Origin of the sequence: Vibrio sp. Vb1166 (assembly GCF_033338695.1) — a bacterium.
In the GTDB taxonomy this organism is placed as follows: Bacteria; Pseudomonadota; Gammaproteobacteria; order Enterobacterales; family Vibrionaceae; genus Vibrio; species Vibrio alginolyticus.
In genome coordinates this window covers 97,591-114,139 of sequence record NZ_JAWOTE010000003.1, presented here as the reverse complement: position 1 = coordinate 114,139, position 16,549 = coordinate 97,591, and the positions used below count along the sequence as shown (strand labels likewise).

General features: G+C 46.1%; 12 protein-coding genes. 5 read left to right on the top strand and 7 right to left on the bottom strand.

Translation table 11 applies throughout. The features are described 5' to 3' along the window. On the bottom strand, nt 1-1,188 hold the full coding sequence (locus R7E51_RS04895) for an aromatic ring-hydroxylating oxygenase subunit alpha (protein ID WP_017635305.1): 1,188 nt from the start codon (nt 1,186-1,188) through the stop codon (nt 1-3). Nucleotides 1,189-1,506: 318 nt separating this feature from the next. On the opposite strand from R7E51_RS04895, the gene R7E51_RS04890 reads away from it, so the two are divergent. Continuing rightward, on the top strand, nt 1,507-3,243 hold the full coding sequence (locus tag R7E51_RS04890) for a BCCT family transporter (RefSeq protein ID WP_238762408.1): 1,737 nt from the start codon (nt 1,507-1,509) through the stop codon (nt 3,241-3,243). A gap of 94 nt (nt 3,244-3,337) precedes the next feature. Here the strand turns inward: R7E51_RS04890 and gcvA are convergent, their stop codons facing one another. The 6 genes from gcvA to R7E51_RS04860 form a co-directional block, all read right to left on the bottom strand. Next, nucleotides 3,338-4,264, bottom strand: coding sequence for a transcriptional regulator GcvA (gene gcvA / locus R7E51_RS04885; protein WP_137283051.1), 927 nt, complete (start codon nt 4,262-4,264; stop codon nt 3,338-3,340). A 247-nt stretch (nt 4,265-4,511) separates the two neighbouring features. Continuing rightward, nucleotides 4,512-5,876, bottom strand: a complete 1,365-nt coding sequence (locus R7E51_RS04880) for a TrkH family potassium uptake protein (protein WP_206957833.1) — start codon at nt 5,874-5,876, stop codon at nt 4,512-4,514. 1 nt (nt 5,877) lies between these two features. Continuing rightward, nucleotides 5,878-6,531, bottom strand: a complete 654-nt coding sequence (locus tag R7E51_RS04875; protein WP_005375180.1) for a potassium channel family protein — start codon at nt 6,529-6,531, stop codon at nt 5,878-5,880. 151 nt (nt 6,532-6,682) lie between these two features. Continuing rightward, nucleotides 6,683-7,381, bottom strand: a complete 699-nt coding sequence (locus R7E51_RS04870) for a response regulator transcription factor (protein WP_017635309.1) — start codon at nt 7,379-7,381, stop codon at nt 6,683-6,685. After that, complete coding sequence (locus R7E51_RS04865; protein ID WP_206957835.1) at nt 7,378-8,412, bottom strand: sensor histidine kinase; 1,035 nt, start codon at nt 8,410-8,412, stop codon at nt 7,378-7,380. Before R7E51_RS04865 ends, R7E51_RS04870 begins: the two co-directional genes overlap by 4 nt. Nucleotides 8,413-8,649: 237 nt before the next feature. Then, nucleotides 8,650-10,503 (bottom strand): ABC transporter ATP-binding protein, encoded by a 1,854-nt coding sequence (locus tag R7E51_RS04860; protein WP_206957837.1) that lies wholly within the window; start codon nt 10,501-10,503, stop codon nt 8,650-8,652. Between the two features lie 145 nt (nt 10,504-10,648). On the opposite strand from R7E51_RS04860, the gene R7E51_RS04855 reads away from it, so the two are divergent. Genes R7E51_RS04855 through fhuB form a run of 4 tightly spaced genes read left to right on the top strand, consistent with a single transcriptional unit; the run spans nt 10,649 to nt 16,472 of the window. Continuing rightward, nucleotides 10,649-12,751, top strand: coding sequence for a TonB-dependent siderophore receptor (locus tag R7E51_RS04855; protein ID WP_206957839.1), 2,103 nt, complete (start codon nt 10,649-10,651; stop codon nt 12,749-12,751). Nucleotides 12,752-12,802: 51 nt separating this feature from the next. Further along, a complete protein-coding gene (locus tag R7E51_RS04850; RefSeq protein ID WP_005375174.1) occupies nt 12,803-13,588 on the top strand; it encodes an ABC transporter ATP-binding protein in 786 nt (261 codons plus the stop codon). Continuing rightward, nucleotides 13,579-14,508 carry an iron-siderophore ABC transporter substrate-binding protein gene (locus R7E51_RS04845; protein ID WP_206957841.1) on the top strand — a complete coding sequence of 310 codons (930 nt, stop codon included), beginning with the start codon at nt 13,579-13,581 and terminating at the stop codon, nt 14,506-14,508. The genes R7E51_RS04850 and R7E51_RS04845 overlap by 10 nt, the downstream gene beginning before the upstream one ends. Then, entirely contained in the window at nt 14,505-16,472 is a 1,968-nt protein-coding gene (gene fhuB / locus R7E51_RS04840; protein WP_170893378.1) for a Fe(3+)-hydroxamate ABC transporter permease FhuB, read from the top strand. Before R7E51_RS04845 ends, fhuB begins: the two co-directional genes overlap by 4 nt. Nucleotides 16,473-16,549: the final 77 nt, after the last annotated feature.

The window sequence follows — 16,549 nt, the reverse complement described above, 5'->3', positions numbered from 1 at the left end:
TTACTGCTCCAGTGCCGCTTTCACTTGCTTTGCCAACCAGGTTTGGAAGAAATGCGTCGGAACATCCATTTCTGGTGAGAACACACCACCACCAAAGCCAGGTGAGTAACGACCTTCCTGCATACCTTCGACCGCTCCAATATCTTCGCCGAATACGACTCGCCATGACTCAACGGTAGCAGTACGGCACGCAGCGAACTCATCTTTCGTTGCTTCATCACCCACATAGAAAACACGTAGGTGCTCAACACTCTTATTCGCAGTGATTGGTTCAATCATCATCGCAAAGGCATGATCGGCTTGAATACCAAGCAACACGTTTGGAAAGAGTGCAACATATTCTGCATGACGCAGTTTATCTTCTGGCCAGCTTGGAAATTTAGGTAAGTGTGTTCCTGCAGTATCAGAGAGGTTGTATGCGAGACTACCTTGGCCAGCAAAACGCTCTGCAAACATGATGTTGTAGTGATCCTCTAGGCGAGAATAACTGTTCAAACTCGGATGCACCCAAGGTAAGTGGTAAGCTTCACAGTAGTTTTCTACGGCAAGCTTCCAGTTACTTTTCACTTCTATCTCTAAGTTGCCACCCATGTTCACGCGGCGAAGAAGCCCTAATCCTTCTTCACCTAAGAATTGCTGCCAACGTTGCTCTAGCGGCGCGATATGCTCTTCAAAGCTTTCTGCTTTGCCCGATAAGTTGACGAATACCATGTCCATCCAAACGGCTGAACGAAGTGGCTTAAGGCCATGCTTTTCACACTTAAATCGGTCATCTTTGTGTTTTGCGATACCACCGATGTGTGGTGTGCCTTTTAGATTGCCGTCAAGATCGTACGTCCATGAATGGTAAGGACAGCGAATCATGCCTTGAACTTCGCCTGCCTCATGAACCAGCTTCATACCTCGGTGGCTACACACGTTGTGGAAGACTTGGACTTCACCTTGACGATTTCTCATCATGAGTAGTGGAAGATTCATGAAATCAAGTGGCATTACATAACCATTTTTAAGCAGGTCTGATGCAAAACCAATGCATACCCAAGTGTTACCAAACACCTGATCACGCTCAAAAGTAAAATACTCTTCGCTGGTGTAGGCCTGATTCGGCATTCCTGTTGCTTCACTGATTGGGTTCAGTACATTATCAACAAGTTCAACAGGAATAATGGTTTGGTTGACATTGCTCATATTCTTATCTCCGAGAGTCGAGTTGCATCCAGTGCGTACAACATCGTGTTGTGTTAGTGGAGATGATTTTGATTAACAACCCGGCAACAAACAAACGACTTTTTCGCCGGGCTTGGATGAGTTTTTGTCATTCATGCATTGATCTTGAACAAAAAACAACCTTTTAATTAACAATGATCTTCTTGTCATGATTAATACTCATTAACCGATGAGTATTAATCAGTTGAAACACAAAAGCCCTCTCTCTACTCTCTTTCAAAAATTAACAATAACGCAACAAACAATAACGCTAAAACAAACGCACTGTGAGGGATGCCTATGAGAGCAACATCTGGGATATTGAAAGGACTCAATCCGACTGTGACTATCGCATCAAAGATCGTCGTTATCGGTTTTGTACTTTTCTGCGCCATTCTCGCCAACCAAGCGGGCCAATACTTCGAAACGATTTCCGGCATTTTGCTGCAGAATATGAAGTGGTTTTACATCGGACTTGTTTCACTCGTTGTCGGTTTTCTTCTTTACCTTATGGTTAGTCGATATGGACATATTCGTTTGAGTAAAGATGACGAAAAACCAGAGTTTAGTTATTTGTCTTGGGTATCCATGCTTTTTTCCGGAGGCATGGGGATAGGCTTGATTTTCTGGTCGGTCGCCGAACCGATGTGGCATTACGCTGACAACCCATTTACTCAAGGCCTGACCAATGAAGCCGCAACAACATCAATGAAACTGACATTCTTTCACTGGGGTCTACATCCTTGGTCTGTCTTTATCATTGTTGCACTCGCATTAGCTTACTTTTCCTACCGTAAAGATCTGCCTTTTACCCTACGCTCTATCTTGTACCCTTTGATTGGTGATCGTATTTATGGGCCTATCGGACACACGGTTGATATCCTAACCGTCGCGGTGACTGCTTTCGGTATCTCTCAAACCTTGGGGATGGGAGTTATCCAAATAAACTCTGGTTTGAATCAAGCCTTTGGTCTAGATATTAGTTTGGGGATTCAACTCTTTATTATCGTTTCCCTTTGTACTTGTGCGGTTGCGTCGGTGCTATCTGGTGTAGGAAAAGGTATTCGCCGTTTATCAGAATGGAACATGCTGCTCTCACTCGCACTCGTGCTAGTCGTACTTTACATTGGTCCAACTCGCTATATCTTAAATACGCTACTCGAAAGCACGGGGCTTTATGCACAAAACATTGTCGGTATGAGCTTATGGAGCGATGCACAGAATGACTCTGGCTGGCAAAACTGGTGGACGGCTTATTACTGGCCTTGGTGGATGACTTGGGCACCTTTCGTTGGCATGTTTGTGGCTCGTATCTCTAAAGGGCGCACAATACGTGAGCTTATCGGTGGTGCTCTCATCGTACCTACGCTGATCACGTTTTTATGGATTTCAGTATTTGGTGGCGCAGCGTTAAAGGTAGAGCAAGACGCTCGTGTTGCTCATCAAGAGCAAGTCACTGCGGCACAAGAAGCCAAACAAACACCACCTGCGGATTTTTCTGGCGGCCCGATTCTTGAAGCGACTAAAGCCGATACGACACGCGCTTTGTTTACGCTATTCGACAATCTAGATACAGGTATGTTTGGTAAACTACTTAGCGTACTTGCGTGTTTATTACTCGGTACTTATTTCATTACCTCCGCAGACTCGGGTACCTTGGTTCTATGTACCCTCGATGCCGCTGGGCACAGTGAGCCTCCTACCTCTATACGCGTATTGTGGGGGTTCATGATCGCCGCCATTGCGGGAGTGCTTCTATACGCCGGAGGGTTAAAAGCAATGCAAACGGCCTCCATTATTGCCGGCTTCCCTATCGCGATTTTTATCGCGGTGATGAGCTTAACGCTGTTCCATAGTATTCGACGCGAACCTAAGCCATGGGCAATGCTTCCTGAGCATGTTCACCCAGAGCAAGAGAAACTTGATGGTCCTGTTGAACCGCTTGTTGAAAGCAAAACAGTGGCTTCCCAGCCTATCGCTTCAACATCCTCACTAAAAGATGATTCCACACTCAATCAGGGACCAGTACTAAGTTAGTGCGTCGTTTCATCCAATCAATTAGAACAAAGCGGGAACTGGTACTCCCGCTTTTTAACATGACCAAACTCTGTTATTTTCTCTGCTTATTGATTTAGGCTAAACCTCGATCACCCACCTCATCTGGCAACTGATGCAAAAGCCATTCTCTAAAACGTTTGACGCTGGCTGGGATTAAACCTCTATTTTTAGGTTCAAGCATAGAGAAATTGGAAGGTGTTGAAAGCACGTGTTCGACTGGCCTAACTAAAGCACCGCTTTGTAAATAGTCGTCCACTAATGACCCCCAGGCTAACGCGATTCCCTGACCATTAATTGCCGCTTGTAACAGCATTGGATAGTTATTGATGTTCATGCGATTACGAGGCGAAATATTTGGCAATCCTACACTCGCAAACCACTGCTCCCAGTTCACCCAATCTCTTTGAGACTCTTCCAGATAGAGTAACGTTTTATTGAAGATTTCTTCTGGCTCATTAGGCTGGCCGATTTTCTCTAAATAAAGCGGACTACACACAGGGAATACTTCTTCAGAAAATAGCGTTGTCACGTCCATTTCTGCAGGTGGAGTGCGACAATAAAACAAGGCGATATCGCAATCTAATCGGCGTAAGTCCAACACATTATCTGAGGCCAATATCCTTATATCGATGTCATCATGTTCATTTTGAAATTGAGCAACCTTAGGCAACAACCACAAGGCTGCCATTGCATTTGTCGTCGCAACCGTGATCTTTTGTTCGCCCTGCCACTTCTTCACTTCACCCGTGATTTGAGCAATATCGAGCAAAGATTGGCTGACAGCTTGATAATATTGAAGACCTGTAGGCGTTAAATTAATGCTTCGATTGGCTCGCGTGAACATAGCCTTGCCTAAGTATTCTTCTAATTGTCTAATTTGGCGACTGATAGCACCTTGGGTCACGTTTAGCTCGTCAGCGGCTAATGTAAAACTCAAGTGCCGCGCCGACGCTTCAAACGCAACGAGGCTATTTAAAGGTGGGAGGGGTTTGATTTTCATGTATCTTCCAGTAAGGCAGTATTGTAATTATTTTTATTCCCGGCAATCTTATGTTGCACGTGGATAATGCCATTCTGGACAACACCCCAAAAACGACAATTTATAAATGATAAAAAATAGAGATGAATCATAAATTGTTGTGAGAGAGACTGCCGTATACAGTTTCGTGGCTACAACGAGCACAAAAAGAGGAGCAGTTACTCCTCTTTTGCCTAGCCTTTTGCTCACTTTCTTCGAGTTAGCCCATTTACCCTATTGCCAATTTAGTGCTCGCGTAACGCGCTTTTTTCTTTCTTGGACTGGCTAAGAAGTACGCCAAAGTAAGGGGGCCTAATCGTCCCATAAACATCATGAAGATGATCACTAACTCACCCGGTTCGGACAAACTGCCCGTTAAGCCTCGCGACAAACCAACCGTACCCAGTGCCGAGACCGCTTCGAACATAATATCTAACATAGACGCTTTCTCTGTCAGTAACAGCGTGAATATGGCAAACCAAGTCACGCCCACCGAGATCAGAGTCAGCGCCAATGCCTTGCTGATGGTCTCTTTGGGAATCTTGCGTTGAAAGGCATAGGTTGCTTCATCGCGACGCAAATAGCTGTAAGTCGCCAAGACTAACACTATAAATGTCACAACTTTAATGCCACTTGCCGTACTCAATGAACCACCGCCGATAAACATCAACACCAGAATGATCGCCGTTGTGGCATCTTCCAACTGATCGATAGCTAAAGTGTTGAACCCTGCCGTTCTTGGCGTCACCGCTTGAAACCACGATGCCCACCATTTCCCTGCTTCGCTCAACGGGGCAAGCGTGTTGGGGTTGTCATATTCAATCAGATAAATCGCGATAAGTGCCACCACGTTAATGATCATCGTGCCTAAGATCATCATTCGACTGTAAACGGTGAGTCGATGCCAACGGCGATTGCGTTTTAAGTCAATCCAAACCGAGAAGCCTAAACCACCAATAATGAACAAACTGGTAATGGTGAAGTTAACGACCGGGTCGTCCACGTAAGGCATTAAGCTATCGGCACTCAACGCAAAACCTGCATTGTTAAACGCACTGATGGTGTAGAAGAAACCATGGAACAAACTGGTTTCCCAGCCCAGCTCTTCACTCCAATAAACGCTCAAAATAGTGAAACCAATAAGTTCAACGAGCAGAGCGAACATCAATACAGATTTAGCAGTGGCAATGAGTGTCGACGAGTCAGTTTGGTTGAACGCCTCTCTCGCGACTGCTCGCTCCAAAAAGCCAATTTTTCCGCCCAGAGCCAGCAAGGTCACGATGGCAAACGTCATTAAACCTAGGCCACCACATTGAATCAGGAAAGCAATAACCACTTGCCCAAAAGGCGTAAACGCCGTGCCCGTGTCCACCACAACTAATCCCGTCACCGTAATGGCCGATGTCGCAGTAAACAGGCTTTGAATCCAAGTGATGGGCTCTGTGGTGGCAATCGGCAGTTTGAGTAAGATCGTGCCGAGCATGATCAAGCACGCAAAGCTGAGGCTAAGTATCAGCGGCGGTGCGCCCAACAATTTTTTGCCCGCTTTGGGTTTTCGCTCGATCGGGATAATAGAGGGATGCCACAAAACCATGTTACACCAACCTTGGAGCGACGTATTTCAGCTCAGCGCGACTACCACAAAGCAACAGCGTGTCGAACTCATTAAGCACAAACTCATCATTGATATTGGTGTAGACGGCTTCTTCGCGCTTCACCAAGATAGGCTGAATGTTGTAACTGCCTCGGCTGATCAACTTAGAAAGCGGTGTATCGTGCAGATTGGATTTAACGTGGATTTCCACCACATACAAACCATGACCCATTTCCAAATAGTTGTTCACCATCGGATAGTTGAGTGCCTGCGCGACTCTTACGCCCATCTCCTCTTCCGGATGAATAATGCGTTGTACACCAAGCTTAGACACGATGGTGTGGTGCGCTTTGGTGCTCGCTTTGACCCAAATGGATTTCACACCCAGATTTTTCAGCGCCAGCGTACACAACAAACTGGCTTGCATGTCTTCGCCAATCGCCACCAACACCACATCACTGTTCGCTAACGCTAATTCTCTGAGTGCACCTTCGTCTGTTGCGTCACATATGACCGCTTGCGTTAACTCCTCGACGTATTTTTCGACGATTTTCGGGTCGCTATCCACCCCCGTTACGGTGTGTCCAAGATGAATAAGTTCTAAGCTGGCGGCAACGCCAAATCGCCCTAGACCAATTACTGTAAAGTGAGCCATATCAATACCTAACTGTGTTTTATGTATAGAAAATGCTAATGCGTTAAGGGCTAGACTGATTTTCCGTCACGGAAAATAGGCAACACGAATCCTGTTCGAGTGCCGATAACCAGCACTAAACCTTGGCATTAACGTTGATTAAATTTGGAATTTAGTGGTGCTTGGACGCCTCTAGCACTAAACGATAACCCAGCCCCGGCTCGGTTTTTAAGAGCCGCTGTTCGTCAGCACTATCGTTCAGTTTTTTGCGTAGTTGACTCACTAGCACGCGTAAGTAGTGAGTATCTTCGACATGACTTTTTCCCCAAATCACCGCTAGCAAATGAGTTTGCTCAATGAGTTTTCCCGGCTTGAGAATCAATTGTTCAATGAAAGAAAACTCTTTCTTGGTGAGTGGAATTTCCCTCTGATCCAACCAAAATTGGTGAGTGCTTTTGATGATTTTGACTCGGCCAGCCACCAGCTCATCAGCGATGGATTGCTCATCCACCAAATCTCGAACCAGCACTTTGATTCGCGCGATGAGCTCTTTTACGCCAAAAGGCTTGCTCAAGTAATCATTCGCGCCCGCTTCTAAAAGGCGGATTTTTTCCTCTTCTTGATCGCGAGCCGTCAGCACTAGCACTGGCGTTTTATACGTCTGACGAAGCGTAGTGAGAAACTCCTTCCCATCGCCGTCGGGCAAGCCTAAATCTAGCAGAATGACGTGCGGCGAATGTGCTTCGAAACACGCTTTGGCTTCTGCAATGGTACTCGCGCCAATGTAATCAAACCCTTCAGCAGACAGCGAAATTCGAATAAAGGTATGAATGCGAGGCTCATCGTCCACGACTAAAACTTTGTAACTCACGCCTGCTCTGCTCCTGGATTGAGTGGAAGTCGAATGCGGATCAGCGTCCCTTCTGATACTGGCATAGATTGAATCTCTCCTTGGTGTGCGATGATGATGCCTTTGGCAACCGCGAGTCCCATTCCGGTGCCTGAATCGGCCGATTTGTTGTTCACACCGGAATAGAAAAGGTTGAATATTTTTTCCGCATCTTCAGCTTTGATGCCAATCCCCATGTCCCGAACATCAATCACGCACGACGAACCCTGCTTAGAAAGTGAAACCTCGACAGATTCATTCTCTGGTGAAAATCGCATGGCATTATCCAGCACATTAAAAATCGCTTGTTCGATGAGCGAACGACTTACTGACAAATAGCCAACGGCATCATCCATATTCATGGATACTTTCTCGGTGTAATTCGGCAAACGAGAAACCGCATCCCGCACAATATTCGCAATAGGCTCATCTTTTTTGGTAATTTTTAATGTGCCGTGCTGGAGCTTAGTCGCCTGTAAGAGGTTCTCGATATATTGATGCAAGCGATGGCTTTCTGAAGTCGCACTGTCGAGCAATTCTTTACGCTCTAAGTCATCGAGCTTGGGCATGTACTCGTTGAGTGTGGTCAGTGTTCCAATAATGGTTGCTAGCGGCGTGCGTAGGTCATGGGACACCGATAGCAGCATGCTGTTTTGCAGCTTGGTTTGTTTTAACTCTCCCTGCTGCCGACGATAAAGATCCGCAAAGGTGCTGGTGATAAAAGCCACCACCATAAACACGACTAAATTAAAAATGTCTTCCGGACGAAACATCTGCAAAGAGTAACGAGGCGTCGTGAAAAAGAAGTTGAAGCTCAACGCTTCGACCACCGCCGCCGCATAAGCGAATCGCGAGTTGCATTGAAACGCCACTACCACGACCGCTAACTGTAAAATCAGCAGGACTGCGGCTGTAGAGCCAAACAGTTGGTCTAACAGCCATGAGACGACAACCGCACCAACAATCACGGTAGTAGAAAAGAGAAAGGTGTTATCTCGCCATTGAACAAACATAAAATACATCAACCAAAATTCGATGTAGAAAACTTTAGCAAAAGCCCATTCGGAGTTCGCGTAAAAAAAGCGTAAAAAATTCAATAACGATAGTGAGTTATAAACATAATCATCATTAAGTTGGCCTAACTCAATGAATAATCACAAGTTAACGTTGCCCATTAACGCCTACTTACTCGGTATAAACGACAGACACAAAAAAGAGGAGCATTTGCTCCTCTTTCGTGTAGCGTCATATTAGATGACTTGCAGTTGAGCATCACCTTGCTCAGACAAAAATCCGCCGGTTTGATGCTTCCACAACTGAGCGTAAACACCACCCAATTGCAGCAGCTCGTAATGCGAGCCTTGCTCAATGATTTTGCCGTCATCCATTACAATCAAACGATCCATCGCGGCAATCGTTGATAAACGGTGAGCAATCGCAATCACTGTTTTTCCTTCCATCAGAACTTCAAGGTTTTCTTGAATTGCCGATTCTACTTCTGAATCAAGTGCAGACGTTGCTTCATCCATGATCAAAATTGGCGCGTTTTTCAGCAGAACGCGAGCAATCGCCACACGTTGACGCTGACCACCAGACAGCTTCACACCGCGTTCACCCACTTCAACGTCATAGCCAACGTTACCTTGCTCGTCTCGTAGAGATTGAATGAAATCATGAGCATGTGCTTTCTCAGCAGCTGCGATAACGGCATCCATTGAAGCATCTGGATCACCGTAAAGAATGTTCTCTTTAATTGAACGATGCAGCAAAGAGGTGTCTTGCGTGATCATACCGATGTGTTGGCGAAGCGACTCTTGTTCGACTTGAGAAATGTCCTGTCCATCAATACAAATCTTACCGGTATTTACGTCGTAAAAACGCAGCAACAAGTTGACCAACGTGGATTTACCTGCCCCAGAGCGACCGACAATGCCGACTTTTTCGCCCGGTTTGATAGTCAGGTTCAAGTTCTCAAATACCGCCTTCTCGTCACTGTAGTTAAAACCTACGTGATCAAAGCAGATCTCACCTTGGGAGATTTGCAAAGGCTTAGCATTTGGTACGTCTTTCACTTCAACATCGTTTGAAATCGTATTAATACCGTCTACTACTGTACCGATGTTTTCAAACAGTGCGCTAACTTCCCACATGATCCACTTCGACATACCTTGTACGCGCAATGCAATACTGATGGCAATCGCAATAGCACCAATTGTTACAGCGTGATCTAGCCATAGATAAACCGAAATGGCACTAATAGACATCAGCAGCAAATAGTTGATGGCATCCACACTAAACAGTAAACAAGTCACCATGCGCATTTGGCGGTAAACCGTCACCAAAAATTGCTTCATGCTGCTTTCTGCGTATTCCAACTCTCGTTGCGAGTGCGCGAATAGCTTTACGGTAGATATGTTGGTGTAAGAATCGACAATGCGCCCAGTCATTACAGAACGAGCATCCGCTTGCTCTGTCGCTACTTGTTTCATTTTAGGGATAAAGTAGAACTGGATAACCGCGTACATTCCTATCCAAATCACAATAGGTAGCATTAGCAAACCATCGGCTTCGCCCATCATCCAAAGCATCGAAAGAAAATAAACGCTGATATAAACCAGTACATCCACCAGCTTCATGACCGTTTCTCGTACCGCTAACGCACTTTGCATCACTTTGGTCGCAACTCGGCCTGCAAAGTCACGCTGGAAAAATCCAACCGCTTGTTTTAGCAAGTAACGGTGAATCAACCAACGGATAGACATCGGGTAGTTACCCAATAACGTTTGGTGCATCACCATTGAGTGGACAAAACCGAGAGCTGGCATCACAACCACCACTAAGAACAGCATCATTAGCATGCGATCACCCTGGTCTTGCCAGAATGTTGCGCGATCTTGATTAGAGAGAATATCGACGAGCTCGCCCATATAACGCAACAGCGTCACCTCAGTAATGGCAATAAGCGCACTGAACACAGCCATAACGAGTAAAGGGGCTTCAAAGCCACGAGTGTAAAAACGACAAAAGCCAAATAGCGTCTTCGGTGGCTTTTCGGTTTCCATCTGGGGAAAGGGTTGGGTCAGCTTTTCAAACCAATTGAACATAACAATGACTTTAGGTACCGCGAATGAATTTGCGAACGTTTTACTATCTTTTGATACAAAAGTCAGTAAAATACCGAAACAAAAGCTCAAATGATAATAATTACAATTAAGCTTAGCGTTAATCATAATTATCGGGAATAGATTTATGCAAAAGAATAACTCACTGACCATCGCTATCCGCAACGCGTTGGTTTGTGCTTTAGCACCTACAGCAGTGGTTGCATTCACAGCACAAGCTCAAGAAGACGTCGTACAAGATGACGTGATTGCCATGGAGACCATAACGGTCACCGCGCAAGCACTTAAAGTAGAAACCCCGGCAGCAGAAACGCCGCGCAGCGTATCTATCATTTCTGAAGATGAACTTCGTGTTCGTGCACCGAAAAAGCTAGATGAAGCATTACGCTACACGTCTGGTGTAACCGCTCAGCCTTATGGCGCAGACAACGACACTGATTGGTTCAAAGTTCGTGGATTTGATGCAGCGACTTACCTAAACGGCAACCGCCTATTCCGCGATGGTTACTACACATGGTTGGTCGAACCTTACGGCCTAGAAAGTGTAGAAGTCGTTAAAGGTCCATCGGCTATTCTGTTTGGTGAATCGGCACCAGGCGGTATCGTGAATGCTGTTCAGAAAAAACCAACGTTTACGCCTCAAGGCGAAGTAAAAGTCGAAGTTGGCAACAACCAACACCAATCCGTAGGTTTTGACATTGCTGACGAAGCAAACGACGCAGGCACTGTGCGCTATCGTTTGGTTGGCTTGATGACAAGCCAAGATGGTGAACTGGACGGCACAAATAACGAGCGTTTCTACCTAGCGCCAAGTGTCGAGTTCGACATTTCTGACCGTACAATGCTGACCGTTTTGGCAACTTACCTTCATGATGACGGTGTACCAACTAACCCATTCTTCCCAGCAGCAGGTACTCTGATTGGTTCTAACTTTGGCAAAATCGATCCTTCGACTAACCTTGGTCAGCCAAACTACGATAAATACGAACGCACGCAGTTTTCTCTAGGTTACTTACTAGAGCACGACATCAATGACACGTGGTCACTCTCGCAAAACCTCAACTACGGTTCGAATGAGTTGTACTTGCGCAGCTCTTACGCGTTCTCAAACAACGATCCAGCGAAAGAAGAGTTAACGCAAGGCATCGTATTCCGTGACGGAAAAAACCAGAGCATCACGTTCGATAACAATGCTGTCGGCAACTGGATGACAGACAACGCAGAGCACACAGTGCTTATCGGTATGGATCTGCAATTCCACAAAACCGATGGCGACGAGCAAGACAACTATGCATTTGGCACTATCAACCCGTGGAACCTAGTTTACGGCAACTTCACCCCTCTTGATCCTGCCAACAACGTGAAACGTGAGATTGAGAAATCTCAAGCAAGTCTCTATTCACAATACCAATTGAAACTGCATGAACAGTGGATTGGTAACATAGGTGCTCGTTACGACTGGGTGAAAACAGAAAACTCTGGCAAAGGCGCTACCGTTGATCAAAGTGAATCTCGTGATGATGGTCAGCTCTCTCTAAGTGCGGGTGTGATGTACCTTGCAAACAATGGCCTGTCACCTTACGTAAACTACTCTCAGTCGTTTGAAGTGATCAGCACTATTGATGCGGCAACCAATGAACTTTACAAACCGCTGGAAGGCGAGCAAGTAGAAGTGGGTGTAAAGTATGAGCCAAGCTTTATGGATGGCTTTATCAACCTTGCATGGTTCGACATCACGCAAAAGAACGCGTTGGTCACTAACCCATCAACATGGATTGCGACACAAACAGGTGAAGTGACATCTCAAGGTGTTGAGCTAGAAAGCACGGCGCAGCTAACCGACGATCTAAAACTGATGGCAAGCTACACCTACACTAAAGCGAAAACAGATGAGAGCTTTGGCCAAGGTAAAAAACAAGCCGCACTTATTCCTGAGCACCAAGCTTCTGCATGGGTAGACTACAGCGCCTACAGCCTGATTCCAGGCCTCAATATCGGTACTGGTGTGCGCTACGTAGGTGAGTCAAAAGATAACCCTAAGAGCTCGAACCTAACGGTTCCTTCAGTCACTCTTTGGGATGCGTCAGTCACTTACGACATCACTTCACAGTGGCAAGCACAGCTAAACGTGAACAACATCCTAGATAAAGAGTTTGTTTCAGGTTGCGATTACTGGTGTTACTACGGCCAGTCTCGCTCTGTTATGCTAAACGCAAACTACCGCTGGTAATTGTACTTCTACTCCCCTCTATTGAGGGGAGTTTTCTCCTAAGAGCCATCCATGTTTCAACTGTCTAATATTGAGATCGTGCGAGGTGGACGTCAGATCCTCGGCATCGAACAACTTAACATCCCAACAAATGAGCTAACGGTCGTTTTAGGCCATAACGGTTCAGGTAAGTCGACACTGGTGAACCTGCTTTCTGGTCAAATGTCGCCAGATAAAGGCACGGTAACACTAAACGATACTTCCCTTTCATCACTTAAAACCAAAGAGTTGGCAAAACAGATCGCCTATTTGCCACAAAAGCTGCCCTCTTCGGCTGGTTTAACGGTAGAAGAGCTAGTGCGCTTAGGTCGCTTTCCGTGGCGTGGGGCACTTGGTCGTTGGAAAACCGAAGACAAACAGATCATCACGCAGGCTATGGAACGAACAGGAGTTACACCTTTTGCTCAAGCTTTGGCGGATGACTTATCGGGCGGCGAGCGCCAACGCGCTTGGGTGTCTATGCTACTGGCTCAACAATCGCCAATTTTAATTCTCGATGAGCCAACCTCGGCGCTCGATGTTCACCATCAGTTTCAACTAATGGCGCTGCTGGCAGAACTGAATCGAACCGAGAATGTAGGCATTATCGTGATCCTGCACGATCTGAACTTAGCACTGCGCTACGCCACCCACATTGTTGCGCTCAAAAAAGGTAAGATTGCCTTTGAAGGCAACGCCGACATGTTGTTAGACGAGGCACGCCTTTCTAAACTATATGAGTCACCAATTAAGCTGATTGAGCACCCAAGCCCGGCTAACACATTAGCGAGCCAAAAGGTGGCTGTTGTATGCGCATAATGGCTCGTTTACTTACCGTGGTTACACAATCTGCTTTTCTCCTCGCATTTTTTATGACCAATGCACATGCAGTCATCACCGTTACCGATGAATATGGTGAGCATAGTTTTGAGCAAGCGCCTCAACGCGTTGTTGCCTTAAACTGGGACATCTTAGAACAAGTTTTGGCGCTAAACGTAGAACCAATCGCAGCCCCAAATTTACCAGGCTACCGCCAATGGGTCGTCAATCCAACTGCACCAGAGTCAATTGAAGATATTGGAACCCGAGCAGAGCCCAACTTAGAAAAAATAGCCAGTTTGAAACCAGATGTCATCCTTGCTGCGTCTCCACAGCAAGACTTGATTCCGTTACTCAAACAAATTGCTCCGGTAATCTATTTACCTAATTTTTCTGAAAATGAGGCCGCAGCTGAAACGGCCATTCGTCACTTTCGTACGCTCGGCAAGCTATTCAATAAAGAGGCACTTGCTGAACAGAAATTGGCAGAATTAGATGCTTCATTTGCGCAGATGCGCCAGCGAATTCGCCACTATTACTCTGCTCCACTCAGCGTTCTTGTGATGCGATTTTCAACTCCGAATACTGTATTACTTGCAACCGAAAACTCCACCACTGACTACGTGGTTAGAAAACTGGGATTACAGGCTCCAATTAAAGAGGACCCACGTGCGTGGGGAGTAAAGCAAGATCGAATCAATCGGCTTCAGAGCCTTCAAAACAGCTACGTTCTCTACGTACAACCTTTCCCAGAAGAACGAAAACTGAAAGAGTCGCCACTTTGGCAAGCGATGCCGTTTGTGAAAAAGCAGCGGGTAAATTCAGTCAGAGCAGTGTGGGCGTATGGCGGTGCCATGTCTTTGCAATACACCGCAGAAGCGATTACCGACAGTCTAATAGAGTTGGCACCAGAACAATGAGAACGAAACATTATATTGGTTATCTGGCGCTGATTACATTACTTAGCGTCTTTAGCCTACAAATTGATACTAATTTATCACTTTTCGAACAATGGCAATTATTAACAAAACCAGAGGTAGCAACCGAGTTTCGTGACGTATTCTTTACGCAAGCGCAGCTTCCTAGGTTAAGTATGACCCTGCTTGTTGGTGCCATGCTTGGTCTCACCGGCAGCTTAATGCAGCAATTAACGCAGAATAACCTCACCTCGCCGTTGACTCTTGGCACCTCTTCTGGTGCTTGGCTTGCATTAGTCGTGGTAAATATTTGGTTCGTCGATTGGGTAGCCGATTACTCTGCATTAGCCGCAATGGTGGGGGCTTTAGTGGCGTTTGGCCTGATCGTATCAATTGCAGGCGTGCGTAATATGACAGGTTTGCCGTTGGTCGTTTCGGGGATGGTGATCAATATCTTGCTCGGTTCTATCGCCACAGCCATTATTATTTTAAACGCCCAGTTCGCACAGAATATTTTTATGTGGGGAGCAGGAGACCTTTCTCAATACAGCTGGGATTGGTTTGAGTGGTTATTGCCTCGCTGCGCTATCGCAATCGTAATTTTGATCGTCGCACCACGTATTCTGACCTTAATGAAACTGGGACAAGAAGGCGCAGCAGCCCGAGGCTTAGCGGTATTACCCGCGTTTGGTGCATTAATGGTGATGGGTATTTGGCTGGTATCTGCCTCAATCACCGCAGTTGGTATTATCAGCTTCATCGGATTACTGACACCCAATATTGCCAGAGCGATGGGGGCAAGAACACCGCGCGACGAATTGATCAGCAGCATGCTTTTGGGCGCAATGCTACTAATCATCACAGACTCTGCCGCTATCTCGCTGAGCTTATGGTTAGAGGAAACCATTCCTAGCGGCGTAGCGGCTGCAGCTATTGGCGCTCCCGCTTTAATTTGGTTTACTCGTAAAAAGCTGACGGCAACCGATCAACTTAACCTTTCAATGAGCCAAGGAAAAACGGCGCTTTCTAAACGCGCGGTATGCAGCATTGCGCTATTCAGTATGGTTGGGATTCTAGCTTACTCATTCGTTACCCATGGTATAAACGGAATTCAATGGTCTGTGCCAGGTGAGTTCCAATGGCAATTGCGTTGGCCGCGAATGTTAACCGCACTTTCTGTCGGTATTGCGCTATCCGTTGCCGGAATCATTTTGCAACGCATTGTTTATAACCCTCTGGCAAGTCCCGATATTCTCGGTGTGTCTTCCGGAGCCACGTTTGCCATTATAACGACAGGAGTCATCGCTGGGTCGCTTCTCTCCGCATTTAGCTGGGGTATCGCTTTTTTCGGAAGTATGTCCGTATTGATGTTATTGCTGATTATCGGTAAACGAAGCCATTTTAATCCATCTAACTTCGTGTTGTCCGGCATCGCACTAACGGCACTATTAGAAGCCCTCGTTCAATTTTCGCTAGCTCAAGGTTCTGGTGACAGTTACAAAATTTTATTGTGGCTAACTGGTTCTATTTATCGAGTCACAGCCGACACCGCACTGATGCTATGTTTGGCCATAATAGTTCTGCTTGCCGCTGTATTCTCGATTTCTCGTTGGCTAACACTAATTTCCATCGGGCGACAATTCTCAAATGCACGAGGGCTTAACCCTACCGTAGCCAATACGCTTATGCTCACCATCGTTGCTTTGTTATGCGCCTTTTCTACCGCTACAGTTGGTCCAATATCTTTTGTTGGCTTGGTCGCTCCCCATATGGCGATGATGTTAGGAGCAAGAAAAGTGAAAGAGCAACTGTGTGTCGGTGCCTTAATTGGCGCAACCCTAATGTTGTGGGCAGATTGGCTAGGACAAATCGCTATTTATCCAAGTCAGGTCGCAGCTGGCACGTTGGTCGCTATTATAGGCAGCACTTACTTCCTATTTTTAATGCTGAAGAGTAAATTCAGCTAAGTTGGGAATATTGTTACAGCCTAAAAATACGCTAAGAAAAACAAACCCCGCTATTTTGATAGCGGGGTTTGAAATTA

Excerpts from the sequence above, each read along its gene's own strand:
- R7E51_RS04895 (WP_017635305.1), bottom strand. The coding sequence starts at position 1,188 with ATGAGCAATGTCAACCAAACCATTATTCCTGTTGAACTTGTTGATAAT.
- R7E51_RS04890 (WP_238762408.1), top strand. The coding sequence starts at position 1,507 with ATGAGAGCAACATCTGGGATATTGAAAGGACTCAATCCGACTGTGACT.
- gcvA (WP_137283051.1), bottom strand. The coding sequence starts at position 4,264 with ATGAAAATCAAACCCCTCCCACCTTTAAATAGCCTCGTTGCGTTTGAA.
- R7E51_RS04880 (WP_206957833.1), bottom strand. The coding sequence starts at position 5,876 with ATGGTTTTGTGGCATCCCTCTATTATCCCGATCGAGCGAAAACCCAAA.
- R7E51_RS04875 (WP_005375180.1), bottom strand. The coding sequence starts at position 6,531 with ATGGCTCACTTTACAGTAATTGGTCTAGGGCGATTTGGCGTTGCCGCC.
- R7E51_RS04865 (WP_206957835.1), bottom strand. The coding sequence starts at position 8,412 with ATGTTTGTTCAATGGCGAGATAACACCTTTCTCTTTTCTACTACCGTG.
- R7E51_RS04860 (WP_206957837.1), bottom strand. The coding sequence starts at position 10,503 with ATGTTCAATTGGTTTGAAAAGCTGACCCAACCCTTTCCCCAGATGGAA.
- R7E51_RS04855 (WP_206957839.1), top strand. The coding sequence starts at position 10,649 with ATGCAAAAGAATAACTCACTGACCATCGCTATCCGCAACGCGTTGGTT.
- R7E51_RS04850 (WP_005375174.1), top strand. The coding sequence starts at position 12,803 with ATGTTTCAACTGTCTAATATTGAGATCGTGCGAGGTGGACGTCAGATC.
- R7E51_RS04845 (WP_206957841.1), top strand. The coding sequence starts at position 13,579 with ATGCGCATAATGGCTCGTTTACTTACCGTGGTTACACAATCTGCTTTT.
- fhuB (WP_170893378.1), top strand. The coding sequence starts at position 14,505 with ATGAGAACGAAACATTATATTGGTTATCTGGCGCTGATTACATTACTT.